Here is a 26091-nt window from a genome sequence, read left to right on the forward strand (position 1 = left end):
GTCATCGATCCAGTCGTGTGTTGAGAATCCTGGCGATCTGGGCAATCGCGCCCGGTTCGGTCATCGCGAGGTGGGTCGCATCGATGTCGAAAGTCGAAATCTGCCCGCGGATCACCTGCGCCCATCCCTCGTGTCCCGCGGCATCGGATCGCCTGTTACGTGTCGCGGTGAAGTAGAGCATGTCGCTGTCCAAGACCGCGGGCCGCCAGACGCCGGCCGCCCGGACCGCCAGGTTGTAGGCGTCGGTCAGACGCTCGATCCTTGCTGCGTCGATGCCGAGGCTGCCGCCCAGATGCCGTTCGATCAGGTCGGCGGCCTCCTCGGCGGTCGCATCGGCGCGCACGAAATCGACGCCCATGACCGGGCCGAGATTGCTGATCAGTTCTCCGGCCGTGACGGTGGAGATCGTCGACTCGTCGACACCGCCGACCTCGGCGTCCAACAGTGCCAGTAACGCAACCTGTTCACCGGCGGCGCGCATCTCGACGGCAATGGCATGGGCGATCGCACCACCCAGCGACCAGCCGAGGAGGTGATAGGGGCCGTGTGGCTGGACCGCGCGAATCTCGTCGAAGTAGCGTTCGGCCATTTCCTCGATCGACGTCGGACCGGGCACCTCGCCGCCGATCTGTGGCGCCTGAATGCCGTAGATCGGCCGACCGTCGGATAGGTACCGGTCGAGTGTGCGGTAACACCACGACAGGCCCGCGGCCGGATGGATACAGAACAGTGGTGGTCGCGCACCGCCGGTCCGGATCGGCAGCAGCACCTCGAAGCCGATGCTCCGATCGACCGTGGGCCCGGAGCGCATACCGGATTCGATCCGCTTTGCCAGGTCGGCCGGGCAGGGATCCGACAGCATCCAGCTGATCGGAACCTCGTAGTCGAGTTCCTTGCGCAACTCGCTCACCACTTGCACCGACTTCAGCGAGTTACCGCCCAATGCGTAGAAGTCGTCATCGGCGCCAACCCGGTCCACGCCGAGTACTGCTGCGAAGGTCCGGGCAACCTCCGCTTCCAGCCACGACGAGGGCTCCCTGAACTCCCCTACCGCGAGCACCGGCTCCGGTAGTCGCGTGCGGTCCAGCTTGCCCGACGCGGTGAGGGGCACGGTGTCGAGCACCATCACCGTGGTGGGCACCATGTAGTCGGGCAGTTCGGCCGCCGCGTGCGCCATGACGGCCGCGGTATCGACCGTGGCGCCGGCGGCGGGCACCAGGTAGCCGACGAGGTGGTCCACCGCACCGGTGGAGTGCACCACAGCGATCGCCCGGGCCACGCTCGGGTGCTCGGCGAGTACTGCCTCGATTTCACCGAGTTCGATGCGCAGGCCGCGCAGCTTCACCTGGAAATCGGTGCGGCCCAGGTATTCCAATTCGCCGGTGTGGCGCCAGCGCACCAAATCGCCGGTGCGGTACAGGCGCCGACCGTCACCGTAGGGGTCGGGTACGAACCGTTCCGCGGTGAGGCCCGGACGTGACCGATAGCCGCGCGCGAGCTGGTCGCCCGCCAGGTACAGCTCCCCGGCGACACCGGGCGGTACCGGATGTAGCCGGTTGTCGAGTACATATGCCCGCGCGTTCCACACCGGTGTGCCCATCGGCATGCTCCCGCGGTCGGCTTCGGTCACCTTGTGCGCGGTCGCACACACGGTGAACTCGGTCGGCCCGTACAGATTGTGCAACTCGATTCCGGGCACTATGCGCCGCACCGCGGCCGCCACCTCGGGGCCGAATGCCTCACCGCCCACCAGGAATGTCCGCACCGACGCCAGCGACTCCGCAGACACCGCGTCCGCGAATACCGCCAGCATCGACGGCACGAACGCGGCGACCGTGACCCGCTCGGTGGCAATGGTTTCGGCGAGGTAGGCCGGGTCGGCATGCCCGTCCGCGCGCGCGATCACCATCCGCGCCCCCATCGCCAGTGTCGCGAACAGCTCCCACACCGACATGTCGAACGTGGCCGGAGACTTCTGCAGCACCACGTCATTCGGCGTCAGTTCGTAGATCTCGTTGACCCACCGCAGCTGGTTCACCACCGAACCGTGCAATACCGCAACACCTTTCGGTCGCCCGGTCGATCCCGAAGTGAAGAGCACGTACGCGATGTTGTGCGGTCGCAGTGGTGCGAGCCGATCGGCGTCGGTGACCGGCGTGTCATCGAATCCGGACAGCTCCAGCCCATCGAGGGACGACAGCTCCAGCACCGGCGCGGCGATCGACAGCATGTACTCGATGCGGTCGCCCGGTTGGTCCGGATCGATCGGCAGGTACCCACCGCCCGCGGCGTGCACCGCGTACATGGCGGTGACCTGGTCCAGTGAACGCCGCATGCGCAGCGCCACCAACGACTCCGGACCCACGCCACGAGAGATCAACCACCGCGCCAACCGGTATACCCGAGACGCGAATTCCGCATAGGTCAGCGTCTGTTCGCCGAATGTCACCGCGGGCCGGTCCGCATTCGCCTGCACGGAGTGGGCGAACAGCGAGGCGAGCGTCTCGCCCGGAGGAAGCCGGCGATCGGTCGAATTCCACTGCGTCAGAACGGCTTCCCGCTCATCGGCGTCGAGCAGATCCACCTCGTGCACCGGCTGTGCCGCATCGGTGACCAGTGCACCGAGCAACCGCAGCAGGCGATCGACGATCGTGGTCACCGTCGTCGCGTCGAAGAGGTCGCTCGCGTAGGTCACCGCGCCGCTGATGCCGGCCGGGGCACCGGTGGCGTCATAGGAATCCGACACCGAGATCTGCAGATCGAACAGTGCGGTGTCGGTGTCGGCCGTGATGGCCGACGCCGAGAGCCCCGGCAGTTCGAACTCGGCCCTGCCGACATTCTGGAATCCCAGCATCACCTGGAACAGTGGATGGTGAGCGTGCGAGCGCACCGGATTCAGCTCCTGCACCAGCCGCTCGAACGGAACATCGGCGTGCGCGAACGCGGCCAGATCGGTCGCGCGCACCTGCTCGAGCAGCTCGGTGAACGTCATCCCAGGGGTCAGCCGGGTCCGCAGCACCAGGGTGTTGACGAACATCCCGACCAGATCATCGAGTTCGGGCTCGCCGCGTCCGGCATAGGGACTGCCGATCGCTATATCGTCCGTACCGGCCAGCCGGGCCAGCGTGGCCGCCAGCGCAGCGTGGAAGACCATGAACAGGGTCGTGTTGTGTGCTCGCGCGATCTGCTGCAATCCCGCGTGCAGATCGGCACCGACGGTCAACGGCACGCTCGCGCCCGCGTAGGTCTGTACGGGCGGACGCGGTCGGTCGGTCGGCAGCTCCAGCAAAACCGGGAGCTCCGCCAATTCGAGTGTCCAGTAGTCGATCTGGGCACGTAGCAACGATTCCGAATCGTCTTCGGCCCCCAGCACCGTCCGCTGCCAGATCGCGTAGTCGGCGTACTGCACCGGCAGCGGCGGAAGGTTCGGTGTCTCCCCGAGCAGGTGTGCCGTGTACGCGGTCATCATGTCCCGTGCCATCGGGCCCAGCGACGACCCGTCGCAGGAAATGTGGTGCACCACCACGGCCAGGACCCACTCGTTCGGCCCGAGCTCGAACAACCGCACCCGCACCGGCGCCTCGACCGTCACATCGAACACCCTCGACAGGAACGCCGACAGCGCCTCGGCCAGTTCCGGTTCCGCGATCGAGGTCACGGCGATCGGCGCGATTGCCTCGGCGGTGGGAAGGACGACCTGCGACGGCTCGCCCTCGGCATACGGATACACGGTCCGCAGTACCTCGTGCCGGTTCAGCACATCCTCGACGGCCGCGCGCAGCGCGGCGAGATCCAGCTTTCCGGACAGCCGCAGCACGATCGGAATGCTGTAGGCGGCCGAGCCGGGCTCGAGCCGGTTCAGGAACCACATCCGCTGCTGCGCGTACGACAGCGGAATTCGCTGCGGCCGTGGCTGTGCCGTCAACGCCACCCGGCCGGTATCGGCCCGCGATTCGGCGCGCGCGGCCAACCGCGCGACCGTCGGCGCCTCGAAAATCATCGATACCGGGATGGTCGCGTCGAGCGCGGCGCCGATCCGCGCGGCCAGGCGGGTGGCCACCAGGCTGTTGCCGCCCAGTTCGAAAAAGTCGTCGTCGACGCCTAGCGGACCGTCGATGCCGAGGACTTCGGCGAATACGCCTGCCACTATTTCCTCCACCGGTGACGACGGGGCCCGGAATTGCTTGGCTTGGACGACGGGTGCGGGCAGGGCCGCGCGATCGAGCTTGCCATTCGGCGACAGCGGGATCGCGTCGAGGATCATCACCGCAGAGGGCACCAGATATGACGGCAACACCTCGGCCAACGCCGCCCGCAACTGTTCGCCCGAGAGGCTCGCCCCGTTTTCGGGAACCGCATAGGACACCAACTGCGCCGGGCCCGTGCCTGCCTGCCAAGGCACCGTGACCGCGTACGCTACCTCCGCCCGCGCGCTCAGTACCGCGTCGATCTCGCCGAGCTCGACCCGATAGCCACGGATTTTCACCTGGGAATCGTTGCGCCCCAGGAACTCCAGGGCACCGTCGGTATTCCAGCGCACCACATCACCCGTGCGGTACATGCGACGACCCGGTTCCCCGAACGGATGCGCCACGAACCGCGCCGCATTCGTCGCCGCCCGGTTCAGGTACCCGCGCGCCAGCGCCTGGCCCGCCAGATACAGTTCTCCGGCCACCCCCACGGGCACCGGCTGCAACCGGGCATCCAGGACCAGTGCCTGTATTCCCGGCAGCGGGGCACCGATCGTCGGCCGGTCATCCGGTCGCAGTGCCCTCGTCGCCGTGGCGACGATCGTGGCCTCGGTCGGCCCGTACAGCACCTGGAACTTCCTGACGCCTGCGAGATCGGTGCCCGCCCATCGGCTCACCAGATCCGCCGGGACCTCCTCACCACCGGACATCACCAGCCGCAAGTCGTTCAGCCCGGCCGGATCCACCGACGCGAGCGCGGCCGGGGTCAGGAAGGCATGGGTGACCCGCTGCACGCGCAGGAACTCGGCCAGTTCACCGCCGCCGTAGATCCCCGTCGGCGCGACGACCAGTGCACCGGCCCGGCTGACCGCGATCAGGATCTCCATCAATGCGGCGTCGAACGACGGCGACGCGAAATGCAACACCCTGGACGTGTGCCGAAGCTCGGGGTCGGCGCGCCAGCTCGAGATGAAATCGGCAATGCCGGAATGGGTGATGGCGACGCCCTTCGGCACCCCGGTGGATCCGGAGGTGAAGACCACGTAGGCAACATCCGAGGCTCGCAGCGGCCGCGTCCGCTCGTCATCGCCGATCGGGCCGCTGCCCGTCGCGTCGATGTGCGCGGCAACGGCCGGGTCGTCGAGCACGATCCAGTGCACCGCATCGGGCACCTGTGCGCGCGCCGACGACACCGTAACTCCCAGCGTCGCACCAGAATCCGAGACCATCTGCTCGATCCGGCTCGCGGGATAGCCAGGGTCCACCGGTACGTACGCCGCACCCGTCTTGACCACCGCCCACCACGCGACGACGGAATCCATCGACCGCGCTGCCGCCACCAGCACCGGATTCTCCGGTCCGGCGCCACCGCGGATCAATACCCTCGCCAGCCGACTGGACCGCTCGTCCAGCTGCGCATACGACAACGTGGCCGCCCCCGCGACAACGGCGATGCCGTCGCCGTTGTCCCGGACGGCCGAGGCGAACACCTCCGGCAACAATCCGGACGGCCGCAGCGCCATGGTGTGTGCCCCCACCCGCGAGGTGAGCGCCGAGCGCTCGTCGTCTTCCAGCCAGTCGATATCGCCGATCACTACGGCCGGATCGTCGGCGACGGCTTCCAGCACCCGCACCAACCGTCGGACGATCGCCGCCGCGGTCGCCTCGTCGAACAGATCCCGCGCATAGGTCATCATTCCCGAGATGCCTTGTGCCACACCTGCATTGCCGGAGGATTCGGACAGCATCAGTTGCAGGTCGAACTGGGTCGCCCCGGTATCCACATCCGCAAGGGCAACCCGGACGCCGGGCAGCGCCATATCGATCGTCGACACGTTCTGGAACGCCAGGGCCACCTGGAACAACGGATGCCGCGCCGCCGATCGCTGCGGGCTCAACTCCTCCACGACCCGCTCGAACGGCACGTCCGCGTGCTCGAACGCAAGCAGGTCCGTCTCGCGCGTGCGCATCAGCAACTCGGTGAACGGCTCGCCGGTATCCACCCTGGTCCGCAACGCGAGGGTATTCACGAACATCCCCACCAGATCGTCCAGGCCGGGCTCGCCGCGCCCCGCGACCGGGGTGCCGATCACTACATCATCGCTGCCACCGAGCCGCCCCAATACCGTTGCCAGCGCCGAATGCATCACCATGAACAGCGACGACCCCCGCGACCGCGCCAGCGCGAGCAGCCGCTGGTGCAGCCGCGCATCGATCCGCACCGGTACCCGTCCTCCGGACAGCGAGGCGACGGCCGGGCGTGGTCGGTCCGCCGGTAGTTCCAGCCGGTCCGGTGCGCCCGCGAGCGTCGAGCGCCAGAACTCCAGCTGCGTGGACATCAACGAGGCCGGATCGTCCCGGGCACCGAGCAGCTGCCGTTGCCACGACGCGAAATCCGCGTACTGCACCGCGAGCGGCTCCCATTCCGGCGCGTGCCCGGCCAGTCGCGCGGCATACGCCGCCATCACGTCACGGGCCAGCGGTCCCATCGACTGACCATCGCCGGCAATGTGATGGACCACCAGCACCAGCAGGAATTCTCCTGTGTCACTGTCGATCTCGAACAATCCCACGCGCACCGGCACCCGGGCGGTCACATCGAATCCGCGCCGCACGAACTCGCCCACCACATCCGGGACCGAATCCGCAGGCACGCGCACCGGCTGCACCGGCAGCGCGAGCTCGTCGAGAACGATCTGGCGCGGCTCACCGGAGACTTCCGGATATATGGTCCGCAGTACCTCGTGACGTGCCATCACATCCGCGAGCGCGGCCGCCAGCGCCGCGGTGTCCAGCCGTCCCGACAGCCGCAGCATCACCGGAATGTTGTACGCCGCCGAGTCCGGGTCGAACCGGTTCAGGAACCACATCCGCTGCTGCGCCAGCGACAGCGGCACGGGGCCGTGGTGCACGCCGGGTAGCAGGGGCAACCGGCCCCTACCACTGAGTGTCCCTGCAAGCGCGGCCAATTCGGCGACGGTCGGCGCCTCGAACACCGACCGCACCGGCACGCGCACGTCCATGGCCGCACCTATGCGCGCCACCACCAGCGAGGCGCTCAGCGAATCGCCGCCCAGCGCGAAGAAGTCATCGTCGACTCCCACCCGGTTCACGTCGAGTACCTGCTCGAATGTCCGCGCGACCAACTCTTCGAACCCCGGCGATGGGGCCCGGAATTCGCGCACGACGGCAACCGGTTCGGGCAACCGCTCGCGATCCAGCTTCCCGTTCGCGGTCAGTGGTACCTCGTCCAGCACCACTACCGCGGACGGCACCATGTACCGGGGCAACGCCTCGGCCAGCGCGGCACGCAACTGCGCGCCCGATACCTGCGCCCCGGTCGCGGGCGCGACATAGGACACCAGCAGCACCGGTCGTCCCTCATCGCTGCGCGGCACGGTGACGGCGTATGCCACATCCGCCCGCGCACCCAGCACCGCGTCGATCTCCCCCAGCTCGATCCGGGTGCCGCGCACCTTCACCTGAAAATCGTTGCGCCCCAAGAACTCCATCTCACCGTCGGCGGTGCGGCGCACCATGTCACCGGTCGCGTACATGCGCTGACCCGGCTGCCCGAACGGGCATGCGACGAACCGCGCCGCGGTCAGCCCCATCCTGGCGACGTACCCATCGGCCAGGCCTGCGCCGAACAAGTACAGCTCGCCCGCGACGCCGACCGGCGCGGGCCGCAACCAGGTATCCAGGACCACGGCCGCGACCGGGCCGACCGGCTTGCCGATCGTGACCGCGGCACCCGGTGCCAGAGCGTTGCCGGAGGTAGCCCAGATAGTGCATTCCGTCGGCCCGTAGACATTGAACATGGCGCGATGCGGCGCCCACCGATCGACGAGTTCCGGCCCGACCGGCTCACCGGCCGCTGCCAGCACGCGCAACCTGTCGAGACCATCGCTCGGTACTGTCGCCAGCGCCGACGGGGTCACTATGGCATGCGAAACACCCTCTCGCCGAATCAGATTCGCCAGCTCGGGACCGGCGTAGACATCGGCAGGCGAGATGACGAGCCGACCGCCCGAACCGTGCGCCATCAACAGCTCGAAGATCGAAGCGTCGAAGCTGGGCGAGGCGACCTGCAGTACCACCGACATCGGGTCGACGCCGAGTATCCGCCGCTGCGCCGCGACGATATCGGCCAAGCCGCGATGGCTGACGAGAACACCCTTGGGCGTTCCGGTCGACCCGGAGGTGTAGCTCACATACGCGGTCTGATCCCGCCGAATCGGCCCTGCGCGTTCGGCATCGCTGATCGGCGCGGCAGGGACCGAGTCCAGGGCGCGCAGCGTCTGCTCCGCGTCGAGGATCAGCCAGTCGATACCCTCGGGAAGGTGCTTCCTTGTTGACGTATCGGTCAGTCCGAGAACAGTTTTCGAGTCCGACAGCAGATATTCGATGCGCTCCGCCGGCAGGATCGGATCGATCGGCAGCAAGGCGGCGCCGGTCTTGGCCACGGCCCACACGGCGACCGTCGCCGCAAGGGATCGCGGAAGCACGGAGGCGACGATCTGTCCCCGCCGGGCGCCGTGGCGCAGCAGGATCCGAGCCAGACGCGCGGATCGCTCGTCGAGCTGCCGGTAGGTCATGGCGGCCGTACCGCACCGCACGGCGATCGCGTCGAGTTCGGCGGCGGCCGAAGCTGCGAGCATGCGGTCCAACGTGTCCGGAATCGCTTCATCAACAACCGAAACCGGCCACAAGGGCCCCGGTTCCTCGTCCAGCGGCAGCTCGCACAGCGGCACGTCCGCGTTCGCGGCGATCCGGCACAGCAACTCGACGAAGCGGTCGAGGATGCGCCGCGCCGCGGCGGTGTCGAATGCGCGTTCGTGGAATCGGAGGATGATCCGCAGCCCCTGCGCCTCGCCGCCCGCGGACTGCTTCGGTTCCACGACCAGACTCAGCGGGTACGGCGCCGCGTCCACACCGCTGAGTTCGTCCACCCGCAGACCCGCCGAATCGACGAGTTCCTGCAGCGCCGTCCGGTCGACGGGGAACGACTGGAAGGTTATGGCGGTGTCGAAGAGTTCGGGCAGGCCGACGCTGCGGTGAATCTCGGGTAGACCGATATGGTGATGCTCCAGCATGCGAGCGTGCCGCGCCTGAATGCCGGTCAGCAACTCGCGCACCGTCATCGTAGGTTCGAGCGGGACTCGCACCGGCACCGTAGTCAGGAACATACCGAGCGTCTGATCGACCAGCGGCAACTCCGGAGGCCGGCCCGACACCGCGGCGCCGAAGATCACATCGCTCTCACCGGTCGATACGCGCAGATTCAGCGCCCAGGCCGCGGCCACCGCCGAATTGACGGTGACCGCCGTCTCCGCCGCCACTCGACGGAGTTCGGCGAAACGATCCCCCGTGAGTTCGGCCGCGACCTCAGCGGCGGATACGGAGCCCGCCGTGGCTTCGCGGGACACCCGGGTGGGTGCTTCGACATCCGAAAAGGCTTGCGCCCATGCCGCTTTGGATGCGGCGCTGTCCTGGCGACCCAGCCAGGACAGATAGTCGCGGTAGGAGGGAGCGGGACCGGCGGAGTCGATATGCGCGGGAGATCCGTAGTAGTCGAGCAGTTCTCGCATCAGCAACGGCATCGACCAGCCGTCCAGGATCACATGGTGATTCGTGACAAGCAGCCGGAAGGACCCGGCATCGAGACGGATCAGCGTCAGGCGCAGGAGCGGAGGAGCCGACAGGTCGAATCCCGCCGCCGCGTCCGCTGCCGCAATGGATTGCGGGTCGGCGGGCGACTGCGCATCGCCACTACCGGCGAGATCGATTTCCCGGAACGGGATTTCGGCATGGTCCAACACGATCTGGCACGGCCCTGCCGCCGTCTCCACAAAGGCGGCCCGCAGGATATCGTGCCGGTCGACCACGGCCTGGGCGGCGCGGCGCAGCCGCTCACCGTCGACCGCGCCGGACAATCCGATCATCGTCTGGACGGTGTAGTTGTCCCCGGCATCCGGGTCGAACGTCGAGTCGAAGTGCATCCCGGACTGCATGGGCGACAACGGCCACACGTCGGACAGCCCCCGGTACTGCCGTTCCAGCCGATCGATGTCCTGTTCTGTCAGCACGACGAGCGGATGATCCGAGGTTCGATCCGCCGTCGAGCGTCGAGCGGGTTCCTCGATGGTCACCGCAGCCGCGTCGCCGTCCGCCATTGCGGCGAGGGCGGCAACTGTCTTGCCTTCGAATACATCTCGCGGCGTGAGCGTGAGCCCGGCGGATCTCGCCAGCGCCACCAGCCGCATCGAGACGATGCTGTCCCCGCCGAGCGCGAAGAAGTTGCTATCGGCGGACACCGTGTCGAGATGGAGCACATCGGCGAACAGTTGCGCCACGACCTGCTCAGTATGCGTCGACGGCGACCTGCCTGCCGCGGCGTCGGATTCGAAGGCGCGCTGCCGCAACGCTTTCCGATCGATCTTTCCCGTAGGCGTGCACGGCATCTCCTCGAGCTGCACGATCGCCGCGGGATTCAGATAACGGGGTAGCCTGCCCGCGAGATCGTCGCCGAGTGCCGCCACATCGACGGCAGCGCCTGGCGCGGCGACGACATAGGACACCAGAAGCGGTTCGCCGGCAGGCCCCTGCACCGAGACGGTGGCGACGCTCGCCACATCCGGGTGGCGGGCCAGGTGGGCATCGATTTCCCCCGGCTCGATCCGCAGGCCGTGAATCTTGATCTGTTGATCGCCGCGGCCCAGGTATTCCAATGCCAACCCCGTGCGTCCGCGCACCCAGCGCACGGAATCACCGGTGCGATAGATCCGCTCGCCGCGGGGGGATCGCGGATCCGCAACGAACCGCGACGCGGTCACGCCCGGTCGATCGACGTACCCGCGGGCTAGTCCGGGCCCACCGATATAGAGTTCGCCCGCAACACCGACCGGCACCGGCCGCAGCCACGTGTCGAGAACCATCGCGGACGCGCCTCGGATCGGGCCACCGATCGTCACCGGCTCGCCGGGTGCGAGGGCATCCGACCCCGTCGCCCAGATCGTGCACTCGGTCGGTCCGTAATGATTCATCAGCCGTCGCCCCCGGCCCCACCGTTGCACGGTGTCCGGCCCGGTCGCTTCGCCGACGACCGCGAGCGACGTCAACGACGGCGTCCGGGACGGATCCATGGTGTTCAGCACGGACGGGGTGATGATCGCGTGCGAAACCTGCTGCGACCGAAGCAATTCCTCGAGGTCGGTCCCCGCGTACACCTCCGGTGGCGCCACCACCAGACACGCGCCGCTACTGTGCGCCAACAGCAACTCCGACAAGCAAGCGTCGAATCCCGGCGACGCGACCTGCAACACCACCGAATCCGTACTCACACCGAACGCGTCGACCTGCGCCGCGACCAGGTCGGCCAGACCTCGATGGCTGAGGTGGACCGCCTTCGGTTTGCCGGTCGATCCGGACGTGTAGATCACGTATGCCGCATTGTCGGCCGACAGCTTGCCGCCCCCGGCTGGACAAGGTCGGCCCGCATGAGCGTCCGAAGCCGAAGCGTCCAGCAGCAACCAGTCGACAGTATCCGGAAGCTTCGGTGCCACAGCGCTGGTCGTCACGCCCAGCGTGATCCGCGAGCCGGACAGCAACTCCCCGATCCGCGCGGCGGGATTGCTGGGATCCAAAGGCAGGAAGGCGGCACCTGTCTTCGCTACCGCCCAGATCGCGACGACCAGTTCCGCCGAACGGGAAACGGCCAATGCGACGATCGACTCGGCGCGCACACCATGGCCGGCCAGCAGGCGAGCGAGCCCGTCGGCACGACGGTCCAGCTCACGGTAGGTCCACGTGGTGTCACCACACCGGACAGCCACGGCATCCGGATACCTGCGCGCGGTGCCCGACAGGATGTCGCGCAGCACGAGTTGCGCGGTGGGCTCCGCACTGATGGCCGAAAGCAGTTCCGCGCGTTCGGAATCCCAGCAGCAGGAGATCGCGGCGACCTTCCGGGCGGGATCGCGGACGATCTGCGTGAGCAGCAACTCGAATCGTTCGAGCAGCGTGCGGGCCTCGTCGGAATCGAATCGGTCGGTGGCGAATTTCAGCGTGACCGTGTAGGTGCCGGGCTCGTCGGCGTCGGGTCGTCCGTCGCGACTCTTCCGCGGCGGGGTCACTTGCAAACTCAGCGGATATGGCGTGGCGTCGTGTGCGTCGATCTCGACGAGCCGCAGTCCGGCGTCGGATAGATTGCGCGCCAACAGTTCCCGGTCGAGCGGATAGGACTCGAGCACCGTCGCGGTGTCGAACATATCGGTGATGCCGGTGGCCCGTTGCAGCTCCGCCAAGCCGATGTGCTGGTGATCCAGCATTGCGGCCTGCTCGGATTGCACGCGGACGAGCAGGTCTCCGACGGTTTCGTCGGGTTCGAGCCGGACTCGGACGGGCAGCGTGTTGACGAGGAGCCCGACCATGCGCTCGACATCCGGAATCTGCGGCGGGCGGTGCGAGAGCGTATTGCCGAACACCACGTCCGACCGTCCGGTCAGGACGGCCACCAGCAACGCCCACGCCACCTGCAGGGCCGTGTTGGCAGTGACGCCGTGTGAGCGGCCCAGATCGAGAATCGCAGCGCTGGTCGCAGCGTCCAGGTTCAAGCCGACTTCGCCGGCCTGCGCGGTGACGGTCCGATCCGGTCCGCTCGTGACCCGCGTCGGACTGTCGATTCCGGCGAGCATCTCGCGCCACACGGCTGTTGCGGCGTCGCGATCCTGAGCCTGTAGCCACTGCAGATACTCTCGGTACGAACGAGGAGGAGCGAGCTCGGCGGTATCGCAATCGGATGTGTACAGCGCGAGCAATTCGTGGATCAGCAGGGGCATCGACCAGCCGTCGAGCACGAGGTGGTGGTTGGTCACCAGCAGCTGGAACATATCGACGCCGGTGCGCACGAGGTGGAAACGCACCAGCGGCGGTCGCGCCGGGTCGAACGGAGCCGCAGCCGCCGTCGCGAGTTGACGAATAGCTGCCGCCTGCTGGTCGACATCGGTGATACTCGACTCGTCCCAGTCGACCTCGGTGTCGCGCAACACGATCTGACGTGGCCCATCGGCACTCTCGACGAACGCGGTCCGCAAGCTGTCGTGCCGGTCGATGAGCGCCTGCGCGGCCCGCCGCATCCGCGCCCCATCCACCTGCCCGGCGAACGTCAGCGCCGCCTGCACGATGTAGCCGTCGTCGCCGTCTCGGTCGTAGATCGTGTGGAACAGCAGCCCGGACTGCAGGGCAGTGAGTGGCCAGACATCGGTCATCGACGGGTATTCCCGCAACCAGTGGTCGATATCGTCCTGCGATACCGCGGTGAGCGGGAAGTCGGATGGAGTGAAGCCGGGTGTGGTGTCGGATCGGACGTGCTCGGCCAGCGCCCCCAGGGCTCGAGCCCACAGCCCGGCGAGTTCGTCGACCTCGTCACCACTCAACACCCGTGAGGCGAACTCCCAGGTCGCGTCGATTTCGAGCCCGTCACGACCTTCCTCGGCGATCGCATTGATATCGAGCACGGCGGACAACGCCATATCCGGATCGCTCGTCGCGGTCAGTGCGGTGAATTCGGTGGTGGGTGCCCAGGGCCCCGAGCGTTCACCGACACCCACCCGCCCGAGGTAATTGAAACTGATTTGCGGTTCGGGCAGCCCTGCGAGCTCGGCGCTGCCCCGGGAATCGAGATGACGCAACATCTGATAGCCGATGCCGTTGCCGGGCACCGCGCGCAGCTGCTCCTTCACCAGCTTTATCGCCAGTCCCGCACTCTTGCCGCCGGTCAGCGCATCATCGAGGTCGACATTCCCGCATTCGATCCGGACCGGACAGCGGGTGGTAAACCAGCCCACGGTGGCGCTGAGATCGGCGCCGGGTACGGCCCGCTCCTCGCGGCCGTGTCCCTCCAGCGCGATCAACTCTCCGTCGGCCACCGCGGTACCGCGCCTGCGCCGCCACTCACCGAGTGCCAGTACCAGGGCCGCCAGCAGCGGATCGTTGGCACTGCAGTGGAAGCGGTTCGGAATGGTGGTGAGAACCGCCTCGGCAACCGCTGCCGGGATGCGCTGACGTACCCGCCCCGCGGTGGCCCCGACGTCTCGATCCGGGATCAGACGGCGCGATCCGAGTAGCTGGTCGCCGCGCGCGAGTACGTCCTTCCACAGGTCGAGTTCCGCCGAGCGCCTGTCCGGCGTCTGCTCGACCAAGCCGTGCACCCATCGTCGGAACGAGGTGGTGACCGGGCCGAAATGCGGTTCGCCGGCGCCGGAAACCTGCGACCATGCCTGCGCGAGGTCGGCGAGGATGATGCGCCACGACACCGCGTCGACGGCAAGATGGTGGATCACCAGCCACATCAGGTCGGGTCCCGAGCCATTGCGATCCTGAAGCCAGACGGCCTGAACGAGCACACCGTCGCCCGGGTCCAGGCGATCCGCGGCTTTGTGCAGGTGCCGGTCGACTTCGGCGGCATCACGTCGATCGAGCCGAACATCGATGAGCGCGGCATCCGGGTCGACCGCTTCCCGATCGAGTACCTCGACGTACCGATCAACCGAATCGCCGCCGCGCAGTACCGCGCGCAGCATGTCGTGGCGGTCCAGCAGGGATCCCAATGCGCGCACGAGACCCGCTCGATCGACCCCCTCGGGCAGCTGCACGAGCGCGGCCTGCGCAAATCGGTCGTAAAAACCCCGATCGAGCATTGCGTGCATGATCGGCGACAATGGCATCGGTCCTACGCCGTCACCGGGCAACTCGGCCAGCTCGGGGATATCGCCGGCTTCGGTCGCCGTGGCCGCCAGGCCCGCGACGGTCTTGTGCACGAACACATCCTGTGTGGAGAAACTCAGTCCCTCGGCCTTGGCCCGCGCCACCAGCCGGATCGACAGAATGCTGTCGCCGCCGAGGGCGAAGAAGCTGTCGTCCGCCCCGACCCGAGGCACGCCGAGCACCTCGGCGAACAGCCTTGCGATCGTGTTTTCCCGGCCGGTGGCCGGCGCCCGGCCGACCGGCGCGGTCCCGAATTCGGGCTTCGGCAAAGCGCGGCGATCGACCTTGCCGAAGGCGTTCACCGGGAGGCTGTCCAACGCGAGGATCACCGCCGGGACCAGATGCGGCGGCAGCGAATCGCGGGCGAAGCGCTGGAGTTCGGGCGGATCGATCCGACGGCCGCTGACCGGGACGACATAGGACGCCAGCACGGTCGTACCGGCATTGTTCTGCACCGGCACCGTGACGCAAAGATCCACGTCCTCGTGGGTGGCGAGCGCGGCGTCGATTTCACCCGGTTCGATCCGGTATCCGCGGATCTTGACCTGGAAGTCGCTGCGCCCCAGCATTTCCAGCGTCATTTCGCCGTCGTCGCCGGTCCAGCGCGCGATGTCGCCGGTGCGGTACATCCGCTCGCCGACGTCGCCGTACGGAGCGGCGACGAACCGGGCGGCGGTTTCGCCGGACAGATGGCTGTATCCACGGGCCAATCCCGGCCCGGCGAGATACAACTCGCCCGCGCTGCCCTTGGGCACCGGTTGCAGCGTTCGGTCCAGCACCATCGCCGAGAAGCCACGGATCGGGCCACCGACCGTGTGCGCGCGGCCGGGGCGCAGCACGGCACCGACGGCGGTCACGGTGGTTTCGGTGGGACCGTATTCGTTGTACATGGACAACGAGGTCCACCGCTCGACGACGTGCGGTGGACACACGTCACCACCGACCACGACCACCCGCAAGTCGGTCGTCGCACCCGGGTCCACGGTTGCCAGCATCGCGGGCGTCAGCGTCAGGTGCGTCACGTGCTCGTCGGCCAGCAGTTGCGTGAGCGGCTCACCGCCGGTCACCTCGGGCGGCACGATCACCAGCGTCGATCCGGTCGCGAAGCAGGTCAGAAACTGTTCCAGGGAGGCGTCGAAACTGGGCGAGAGGGCATAGGACACCCGGGATGTCGTGTCGATGCCGTACGTGGCGGCGCGGTCGGCAACGAGATTCGCGAGGCCGGTGTGGGTGACCTGGACGCCTTTCGGGGTTCCGGTGGATCCCGAGGTATACGTCATATAGGCGACATGAGAAGGCCGTAGTGGCCGGATACGGTCATCGTCGGAAATCGGGCCGCCCGCGGTGTCGGATTCCCACCGGGTCGCGGGGTCGTCGAGAACCACATGGTGTAGCTTCTGCGGGAGCCGCCCGCGCAGGGCATCGACCGTGATCGCCACGGCCGCGCCGCTGTCGGCGACCATATGCGCGATCCGCTTCGACGGGTACTCGGGGGCTAACTGGACGAACGCGGCCCCGCATTTCGCGACCGCCCACGTGGCCACGACCGATTCGACCGAGCGTCGCAGCATGATCGCGACCGCCGTGTCCGGCCCACAACCCAGAGCTATGAGATGCCGGGCCAACTGCGAAGATCTGGTGTCGAGCTCGCCATAGGTCATCGTCTGCCCGGCCGAGGCGATCGCGCACGCACTTCGATTCCGGTGCGCGCTCTCGCTCAGCAGCTCCGGAAGCAGCCGTGTTTCGACCCCGCTCGGCCCCCGCACCGGCAGCAGCGCAGACCGTTCCTGTACTTCGAGCAGCGGCAGGCTGCTGACCGGACATTCCGCTCCGCCGGCGAGGAACTCGTGCAGGAACATGAGGAACCGACGGTGGTGACCGGCGAGTTCCTCAGGGCTGTAGGAATTCGGATTCCCCTGGAAGTCGATATGTGTACTGCCCTTGCCCGCGCCCGAGTAGATATTGACGAAAAGGTCGGCGGTAGGGCCCGAGGTGAGAACGTGCAGGCGGCCTGTCGTATCGCCCAGCACAACCTCGTTCTCGATCATCATGAGGTTCACGGCCGGTCCGAAGGATGCCGCCTCGTCGCGCGCAATCCCCATATCGCGGAATATGTCCTCTTGCCGGTAGCGCTGCCGCCGAAGAGCACTCGTCAGCTCGCCCAGCACAGCGGCGACCAGTTCACCGACGGTGCGGCCCGCGACCTGCACTCGCAGCGGGACCACATTTGCCACCATCCCCCCGGAACGGCGCAGCACGGCAGAGTGCCGACCCGAGACCGGCAGGCTCAGCAATACTTCATCGCTTCCGGTCATCCGCGCGAGATACGCGGCGAATGCCGCGACGATGGTCGGAGTCGCGCTCGGGCCGTGTTCGACCGCGACGCTTTCCAGCAGCTGCGCGGTGGCGTCCGGCAGCTCTGCGCTGACCAGTGCCGGATGAATGGTGGGCTTGCCCATGCGACCGGCCAGGCTGACGACGGGAGGCGCGCCTGCCAGGTGCTCCAGCCAGTATCTGCGGTCGTTGTCGAGACGTTCCGAGCCCCGGTACGCCAGATCCTGCTCGACGACGGCCCCTAGGTCCTGCGCCGCGCATGGGGCCGCTTCCTCGAACTTCACCCAAGCGTTGTACAACTCGGTTATCCGGTGCAGCATCGTCACCGCGGCAAATCCGTCGAGCGCGATATGGTGCGCGCGCTGATACCACAGGAAGTGGTCCGCGCCGACCTGGAACACAATGCTCGTCATGAGGTCGTCGTGCAACAAGTCCAGCGGAGCAGAATAATCCTGAGCCATAATTCGGTGCGCAGTCGCAACCGGATCGGAATGTCGGCGCAAGTCCATGACCGACACCTGAGCTCCGTGTTCCTCGTCGACGAACTGGCATGGCTCTGCGTCGACCTCGATCAGGCGCATATGTCCGGATCCGAACTCGCGACTGGCGGTTCTACATGCCTCGGCAAGCAATTCCACGTCCAACTCGCCCGCGATCTCGACGTATTGGGCCACAGATATCGGCGACGACTCCGCGAGATGCTGAGCAAACCATATTCCCCGCTGCGCCGCAGTCAGTGGAAGAACGCCGGATGACGACGGTCGCGCGTATCCATCACCGTTGGAAATCGTGCCGGAACCGTTACCCGAATCCAGGTTTCCGGAAGAGCGGAATGAGCCGGTTCGCCTTGATTCAGACCGGTTCGGACTGCCATCCGTACCACTCTTCGACTGGTCCATTTAGACCTCCGCTTATATCGTTCATTTCAGGAACTCAATAAGCGCGAGCACCGGCTGCCGATACGGTGTCGCGCGCCGGACCGACGAGCACGAACAAGGTCTGGCCGTACACGATCTCCAACACGCGCGCGGTCTCGATCATGTCGGGCCCGCGTTCCTCCCTGGCCAGCTCAGCCAGCGCCGAATGCTCCGAGACCTGCGAAGACGACGCGCACTTCACCGCCGCCTGCGGCGCTACGATCGCCCGCCGCTCGGATACCATCCGATACTCGATGGCATCGTCGCCGCCTCCGGCGTCGTTACCCGACTCGTCGGCCACACCATCCAGGACACCAGTAATCACAGCGCTCCGCACAGCGGTCGCTGTACCGAATGCAAAACAATCCCCGGCGGCCCCGCCGCCGGAACAACCGCCCGAACCACCGATATACCGACTGTGGACATACCGGACACCTCTACTCGAAATCAACTGTCCTCAGGGATTCGCAACGGACACGTCAACCGATTGCATCCGGCACGGCCTAATTCCCGATTCGGATTCCTTCATGCGAACATGCCCATTTGGTATAGCAACCAGCAAGCAACCTCACCCGCACAATGCGACGATTCGCCGTTGTCATCCGACACCACGACCGATTTGCCGCATTTGTGAGCAAAGCGTCCTTTCCGCCGCATATGACGGCAATTGCGTTGTCGGTTCGCTGTGAATTCAGGGTATGAGTACCGCAACGAGTTCGCGAATACGTTTTTCATCGAGGGGCGCTCGCCCAATCGAAGCAAGGGTGAGGTACCCCACGATCAGATCGACGATCGTCCCCGTCGACACGCGCACAGCCAGATCACCAGCGCTCTGCGCGGCGTGCAGACGTTCGATGATCAGCTTATTGACCGGCTCGGTAAGAATGCGATCGAATGCGTCGCTTTGGTCAGGGGCGGCGGTCGATGCGGTGGCCAGCGCGCGAACGACCGAGCCGACGCCGGGCTGTCGCAGGTAGTCTGCGATGCCGTCGAGCCACGCGGCGAGGTCTCGGCGCAGATCACCGGTATTCGGCACCGGACTGGCGGTCATCACGAAGGCGCCCTGTAACACCGCGTCGGCCACGACTTCGGCCTTGGAGCCCCACACTCGGTACAGCGTCTGCTTGGCCGCGCCCGCCCGCGCGGCGATGGCCTCCATCGTGACCGAGTCGTAGCCGTGTTCGACGAGAAGTTCAGCGGTAGCGGCCACAACCGCCGATCGAAGCTGCAGATTCACCGGACGACCCGCCCGTGCCGCTCCCTCTGTCATCGAAACCACCATGCCGATTGTTCCATGAGCCGTATGTTCCGCTGATCGATTCGACCGTCGACCTCGTGTCCGGGATGCACCCCCACCTCTATTATGAGACTGCAGTAACATAATTGCTGGACGGTCAACACAAGCAGCGCACACCCCTTGCCCGAAGGCGCCTCCACCTGCCTTCCATCGCGACCGCTACGGCCGCACAGCGCACAGACCTGGAATCGGCATGTCCGAACCGCCACACAGATGTTGTCGACGAGAAACGAGGAGTCACATGTCCGCCAACGACAAGCCTTTGACCGGCAAAGACACGATCGGGCGCTGGATCGGCGATCCAGTGGGAAACGCGATCGTCGCGGAACTACTCACGACCATCGGCCAGAACGAGAGCGCCCTCGAGAAGGTCCGCAACCTTCCGCTGAACGCACTCGTCACCATGAGCCAGGGGCGATTGAGCCAGGACTACATCGATGGCCTCGTCGCCAAGGCCAACGGCGGCGTCATGCCCGCCGAGGCGGAGCAGCCCGCCCCAACCGCCCGTTTCGCGGGCCGCACAATCATCGTCACCGGCGCAGCCTCCGGCATCGGCAAAGCGACGGCCGAGCGGATCATTATCGAAGGCGGCCGAGTCATCGCCGTCGATATCGCCGCAGACCATCTCGAATCCCTCGTGGCAGCATCACCGGCCGACATGGTCGTGCCCGTCGGCACTGACATCACCAACGACGACGGCATCGAACACATCATGGACTCCGCCGGTGACGCGATCGACGGCTTGGCGAACATCGCCGGTGTCATGGACGGAATGCGGCCGCTGCACGAAATCGACAATGACGTGTGGGAGCGCGTCTTCGCCGTGAATGTCACCGGCACGTTCAAGCTCTGCCGCGCCGTTATCCCGAAATTCCTGGCCGCCGGCCGAGGTGCGGTCGTCAATGTGGCATCCGAAGCTTCATTGCGCGGCAATGCCGCCGGAACCGCCTACACCGCCTCCAAGCACGCCGTCGTCGGCATCACCAAGAGCGCCGCATTCCTGTACGGACCCAACGGCATCCGCGTCAACGCTGTCGCTCCCGGCCCCACCGCGACCGGTATTACCGGTGGGTTCGAATCGGCCTTCGCGCAGCGGCGACTCAGCGCCTTCAACGCGCTGATACCGCCGGTCACCACCGCGGAGACGCTCGCCTCCTCGATCACCTGGCTGCTCAGCGACGACAGCGAGAACATCAACGGCCAGATCCTCGCCTCCGACGGCGGCTGGTCGGTCCAGTAGTGCTATTTCTGAGCGCACGCCCCGTCGTCTGTTGAACGCCGATCGTTGATCGATGGCATCGGTCCGGAGTCGGAAAATAGCAGCGGACCGGTCAGAGCGTCTTGACGGTCCCGCCGTCGATGACGAAGTCCGAGCCGACGATGTTCGCGGCCTTGTCCGACGCCAGGAAGGTCACGAGCGCGGCCACCTCGCCCGGTTCGGAGATGCGGCCGGAGGCGATGCCGAACTGCGCGGGGACGGCCGCCAGGAAGTCTTCCTGCGCAAGGCCATTGGCTGCGGCGAGCTTCGCGCCGACATTGTCGGGTCCGCGCCAGATGTCCGTGCCGACCACACCCGGGGACACGGTGTTGACGCGGACCCCCTGCGGGCCGAACTCCTCGCTGAGGCGCTTGTTGAACGAGGTGAGGGCCGACTTGGCCTCGCTGTAGCCGACCGGTCCCGCCGCGGGCACGCGGGCATTGATCGACGAGACGGTTACGATCGCGCCGCGTCGCTCGATCAGGCTCGGCAGGGCGACGCGCGTGGTGGTGATGATGCCGAACAGATTGAGGTCGAACACCTTTCGCACCTGCTCGTCCGGAATGTCGAGGAACCCGTCGAGAAGGAGGTTGTCACCGTCGCCGCCGCCCACATTATTGACCAGGATGTCGATCCCCCCAAGCTCGACCAGTGCCGCGTCCACCGCGGCGACGGCACCCTCCGCGGTGCTGAGGTCGGCGGAAACCGTTCCGGCCGCGGCTTTTTCGAGCTCCGGTGTGATATTGCGGGCCACGCCGAACACCCGGACGCCTTCCTCGGCGAGCGCTTCGGTAATGGCCAGCCCGATACCACGGCTGGCGCCGGTGACTACAGCGGTCTTGCCGTCGAGTCCGAGATCCATGATGCATGCCTTTCTTGAACTATAGGTCAAAAACTATGACAGCAGAAGGTCGCCCGACGGCGCCCGAGGTCAGAGGGCGGTCAGTGCGGTGTCGATAATCCGGTACAGCGTCGTCTTGTCGGCAGTCTTGGCCGTAACCCGAAGTCCCATAATGGCATTCAGGATGAACTCGCCATAGGCCCGCGCATCGGCGTTTGCCCGGACGTCGCCGTCCCGCTGCCCCTGCTCGATGCGCAATCGGAAGGCCTCGACCATATGCTCCTGCGCGGCGGCGACAGCGCGGGCGGCTTCCGCGTCACGCCCGGCCAGCTCCGTGGCGGTGTTCACCACCATGCAGCCGCGCCGAATCGGTTCCGCCAGATCGGCATCCACGGTGAACCGCATCCAGGCCCGCAACCGCTCACGAGTAGTGCCAGGCCGATTCAGCATATCCAGACAAAGCTCAACGCCCTGCCGGTCATATCGATCAAGCGCCCGATCGAACAACTCCCGCTTACTGCCGAAGGTGTTGTACAGACTACCTTTTCCCACCCCGGTAGCCTCGGCTAGCTGTGCCGGGGAAGTATTGCCGTACCCATGGGTCCAGAACGCCTCCATCGCGCGATCCACCACCGCGTCCGCTTCGAAGTTGCGTGGCCGTCCCATGAAGAAGAAAGTACCCGTTCTTGACCTGAAGGTCAAGAACGGGTACTCCCGTGAATCTTCCAGAGGGCCTTTCATCACCCCAGCGCTTGCCCGCGTGAGTCTTTCGCGCGCTGGTCCGCGCTCGGTGGGGTGCACCGATGATCACTCTCGGTTTGGTTGTCGCCGTCGGCCTGCCGCTGGCGGTGTTCGTCGGCGCGATCTTCTGGCCCGACCGCATATCACAAGACCCACGGTGGAGGCGATATAGCGACGAATTGAAGACGAAGACCTACCACCCCGGTAACCAGCGGGATGGCACGGGGGTGGCACGGCAGGCGGCACTGACCTGTCACACCAACCCCCAAAAGCTACCTACCAGCGCTTTTGCAGTGCCCCCAGTCGGACTCGAACCGACACTTTGCAGATTTTAAGTCTGCTGCCTCTGCCAATTGGGCTATAGGGGCGCCCGGTCAGCGTACCGACTCGTACTGCCGTACCGGAATTCTGTTCTGCAGGCTAGTGCATCTCCGGTGGTGGCCAGAGTAATGCCGCGGTTTCGCAGTCATGTGCCGTCGTGGGCGGCTACCGATGCGGTGCCGCCGGAGGAATTCGCATCCGGCGGGTCGGCGAGTACGGAGTGGCGGCGACCGTAGGCGAAGTAGACGATCAGGCCGACGGCCATCCAGACGAGGAAGCGCAGCCAGGTTTCGACCGAGAGGTTGAGCATCAGCCACAGGCAGGCGAGTACGGCGAGGATCGGGATGAGCGGGACCAAGGGCACGCGGAAGCCGCGCGGGAGGTCAGGACGGGTGCGGCGCAGGATGAGGACGCCGATGGCGACCAGGACGAAGGCGAAGAGGGTGCCGATATTGACCATCTCCTCGAGGGTGCCGAAGTCAACGAAACCGGCGAGTGCGGCGCAGACGACGCCGACCACGATGGTCAGCCGTACCGGAGTGCCGTTCTTGCCGGTGTGTGCGAGCTGACGCGGCATCAGTCCGTCGCGCGACATGGCGAACAGCACGCGGGTCTGTCCGAGGAACATCACCATGACGACCGTGGTGAGTCCGGCGAGCGCGCCGATGGAGATGATGTTCTTGGTCCAGGTGGCGCCGTGCTGCGCGAAAGCCGTTGCGAGCGTTGCGCGGTCACCGGACAGCGCGGTATAGGGCACCATTCCGGTGAGGATCAGCGTTACCGCGACATAGAGAATCGTGACGATCACAAGCGAGCCGAGAATGCCGCGCGGCACCGAGCGCTGCGGATTTTTCGTCTCCTCCGCCGTGGTCGCGACGACATCGAAACCGATGAACGCGAAGAACACCAGACTGGCCGCGGCAAGCAGGCCGTACCAGCCGAAGGTGCTGTGTCCGGCTCCGGTGAAGTAGGAGAACAGCGACTGGTGCAACCCCTCCCCTCCCACGCCGGACTGCGACGGCGGGATGTAGGGCGTCAGGTTCGACTTGTCGAAGTAGGTGGCGCCGACAACGAGAACCACCGCGATAACGCTCAGCTTGATGGCGACGGCCACCGCCGAAACCCGCGACGACACCTTGGTGCCGACCGCCAGCAGCACACCCAGGACCGAGATGAGAAGTACCGCACCCCAGTCGAAGTCGATCGGCCCCACATGCACGATCGGCGAATGCGATCCCATCACCTCACCGAGGTACTGCGACCACCCCTTGGCGACCACCGAAACCGCGAGCGCGAACTCCAGGATCAGATCCCAGCCGATGATCCATGCGACGAGCTCGCCGAAGGTGGCGTAGGAGAACGTGTACGCGCTGCCGGCAACCGGGACCGTCGAGGCGAATTCGGCGTAGCACAGCGCGGTCAACCCGCAGGCGATGGCGGCGAAGACGAAGGCGAGGGAAACCGAAGGTCCGGCGACATTGCCCGCGGTCCGCGCGGTGAGCGTGAAGATGCCGGCGCCGACGACCACGGCGACACCGAAGACGGTGAGATCCCAGGCGGTCAGATCCTTGCGCAGTTTCGAATCGGGTTCGTCGGTGTCCCGGATGGACTGCTCGACCGATTTGGTGCGGAACAGACCGCCCCATCGAGTTCCTGGGGTCGCCAACACTGTCTCCTTGCTGTCGTCAACGGGTTCTCCGCTGATTTCCCTAATGCACACCGGCCATATGTCGGCTCACCCATGGTGTGAGTGCGGCGACGATCAGACCGGCGCAGATCGCTACTGCTCCGGTGATGCCGAAGTACGCGAATTCGTGGTCCGCGTCATAGAACCGAGCCAAAGTACCGGACATCGAGGTTCCGATGCCAACGGAGAAGAAGTACAGCGCCATCATCTGGGCCCGGAACGCCTCGGGCGCCAACTGCGTGGTGACCGAGAGGCCGATCGGGGAAAGCAGCAGCTCGGAGACCGCGAATGCGCCCATGATGACCAGTACCGCCAGCGCAGGCACCGATTTGCCGCTGCTTCCCGAGAACAGCACGAACAACCAGAACGCCAGCCCCATACCGATGACGCCGAGGGCGAATTTGCGCGGCGTACTCGGCGCGCGATTGCCCAGCTTGGTCCACATCAGCGCGAACAGCGGCGACAGGCAGATGATCCACACCGGCTCGACCGAACCGATCCAGTTCGACGGTGCGGTCCAGCCGAAGATGGTCCACTTCATCCGCTCATCGGAGTACACCGCGAGGACCGTGAAGATCTGCTGGAACAGCGACCAGAAGACCGCATTCGCGATGAACAGCGGAATGAAGGCGCGGACCCGGCTGCGCTCGACGGGCGTCACCTTGGCGCTGGTCAGCATGAGTACGAAATAGGCGAGCGAGGCCGCGATGATGACGCCGGTGGTGACCTCGGAGAGGTTGTCCAGGCTCACCAGCCCGGTGATCAATGCCAGCGCGACCACGATGGCCGTACCGGCCACGACGCCGAGGATCGGCCCGACGGCGTTGCGCGGTAACGGGTTGGGCACATGCCTACCGGCGGTGCCGAGGTTGCGCCGGAACACCACGTACTGCGTCAGACCCAACGCCATGCCGATGGCGGCCGCACCGAAACCGTAGTGGAAACCCCAATTCCGTTGCAGCAGACCGGTGAGCAGCGGACCGACGAACGCCCCCAGGTTGATGCCCAGATAGAACAGCGTGAAGCCGCCGTCGAAGCGCGGATCACCCGGCCGGTAGAGGGTGCCGAGCAGCGAGGACGCATTGGCCTTCAGTCCGCCGCTGCCGAGCGCGACCAGCACCAGGCCAACTCCGACACCGCTCAGTCCGGGCAGAATCGCCAGCGCGATATGCCCGGCCACCACCACGATGCCGCCGTAGAAGACGGTGCGCTCCATGCCGATCAACCGATCGGCGATCCACCCGCCGAGCACCGTGGACAGATACACCAGCCCGCCGTACGCGCCGACGATCCCGACGCCGGTGCTCTGCGATAGACCGAGTCCGCCCTCTGTCGTCGAGTAGTACAGGTAGTACCCGAGGATGGTGAGCATTCCGTAGAACGAGAAGCGCTCCCACAGTTCGACTCCGAAGAGATTGGCCAACCCGATGGGGTGGCCGAACAGGGTCCGCTCCCTAACTGGTTGCTCGGCCATTGCTGCGTCGGACATGCTCAGACCCTCCCATATGGGTAGGGAATTTCCGGCATCCTGAACAAAGTTCCCCTGCTCACCGCCGATGTGGCCGGGCATGCCAGAACTGCCGCCGGAGCAATCCGCCAACCGGTACTTCCATCTTGGAAATACCGCTTCAGCGCGCCTGGCCAGCGAATCCGAGGCAATGTCAAATATTCGTCGCCCGCGCTCGGTGACGCACAGCGACGGGAAAACCGGAGAATTTCCCGGTAAAGTTCGCCTCGC

At 66.3% G+C, this 26091-nt stretch carries 8 protein-coding genes and 1 tRNA gene; 1 reads left to right on the forward strand and 8 read right to left on the reverse strand.

The window, feature by feature from the left end; translation table 11 throughout:
* Nucleotide 1 precedes the first annotated feature (1 nt).
* The 3 genes from ACFYOW_RS29440 to ACFYOW_RS29450 form a co-directional block, all read right to left on the reverse strand.
* Nucleotides 2–18190 carry an amino acid adenylation domain-containing protein gene (locus tag ACFYOW_RS29440; RefSeq protein ID WP_387293335.1) on the reverse strand — a complete coding sequence of 6063 codons (18189 nt, stop codon included), beginning with the start codon at nt 18188–18190 and terminating at the stop codon, nt 2–4.
* 34 nt (nt 18191–18224) lie between these two features.
* Nucleotides 18225–18533: a hypothetical protein gene (locus ACFYOW_RS29445; protein WP_387293337.1), complete on the reverse strand. Its 309-nt coding sequence runs from the start codon at nt 18531–18533 to the stop codon at nt 18225–18227.
* Between the two features lie 366 nt (nt 18534–18899).
* The gene (locus ACFYOW_RS29450) at nt 18900–19478 is read right to left on the reverse strand and encodes a TetR/AcrR family transcriptional regulator C-terminal ligand-binding domain-containing protein (protein WP_387293339.1); all 579 of its coding nucleotides are present in this window, start codon (nt 19476–19478) and stop codon (nt 18900–18902) included.
* A 268-nt stretch (nt 19479–19746) separates the two neighbouring features.
* Here ACFYOW_RS29450 and ACFYOW_RS29455 point away from each other — a divergent pair, with 268 nt between their 5' ends.
* Nucleotides 19747–20745, forward strand: coding sequence for an SDR family NAD(P)-dependent oxidoreductase (locus ACFYOW_RS29455; RefSeq protein ID WP_387293341.1), 999 nt, complete (start codon nt 19747–19749; stop codon nt 20743–20745).
* 91 nt (nt 20746–20836) lie between these two features.
* Here ACFYOW_RS29455 and ACFYOW_RS29460 read toward each other — a convergent pair whose 3' ends face one another.
* The 5 genes from ACFYOW_RS29460 to ACFYOW_RS29480 all read right to left on the reverse strand — a co-directional run bounded on the left by ACFYOW_RS29460 (nt 20837) and on the right by ACFYOW_RS29480 (nt 25842).
* Nucleotides 20837–21625 (reverse strand): SDR family oxidoreductase, encoded by a 789-nt coding sequence (locus tag ACFYOW_RS29460; protein WP_387293343.1) that lies wholly within the window; start codon nt 21623–21625, stop codon nt 20837–20839.
* Nucleotides 21626–21694: 69 nt separating this feature from the next.
* Nucleotides 21695–22270 carry a TetR/AcrR family transcriptional regulator gene (locus ACFYOW_RS29465; RefSeq protein WP_387293345.1) on the reverse strand — a complete coding sequence of 192 codons (576 nt, stop codon included), beginning with the start codon at nt 22268–22270 and terminating at the stop codon, nt 21695–21697.
* A gap of 369 nt (nt 22271–22639) precedes the next feature.
* Nucleotides 22640–22713, reverse strand: a tRNA-Leu gene (locus ACFYOW_RS29470).
* Nucleotides 22714–22811: 98 nt separating this feature from the next.
* Nucleotides 22812–24335, reverse strand: coding sequence for an amino acid permease (locus ACFYOW_RS29475; RefSeq protein WP_387293346.1), 1524 nt, complete (start codon nt 24333–24335; stop codon nt 22812–22814).
* A 40-nt stretch (nt 24336–24375) separates the two neighbouring features.
* Nucleotides 24376–25842 carry a peptide MFS transporter gene (locus ACFYOW_RS29480; protein WP_387293347.1) on the reverse strand — a complete coding sequence of 489 codons (1467 nt, stop codon included), beginning with the start codon at nt 25840–25842 and terminating at the stop codon, nt 24376–24378.
* Nucleotides 25843–26091: the final 249 nt, after the last annotated feature.

It is taken from the genome of Nocardia sp. NPDC006982 (assembly GCF_042869435.1).
In the GTDB taxonomy this organism is placed as follows: Bacteria; Actinomycetota; Actinomycetes; order Mycobacteriales; family Mycobacteriaceae; genus Nocardia.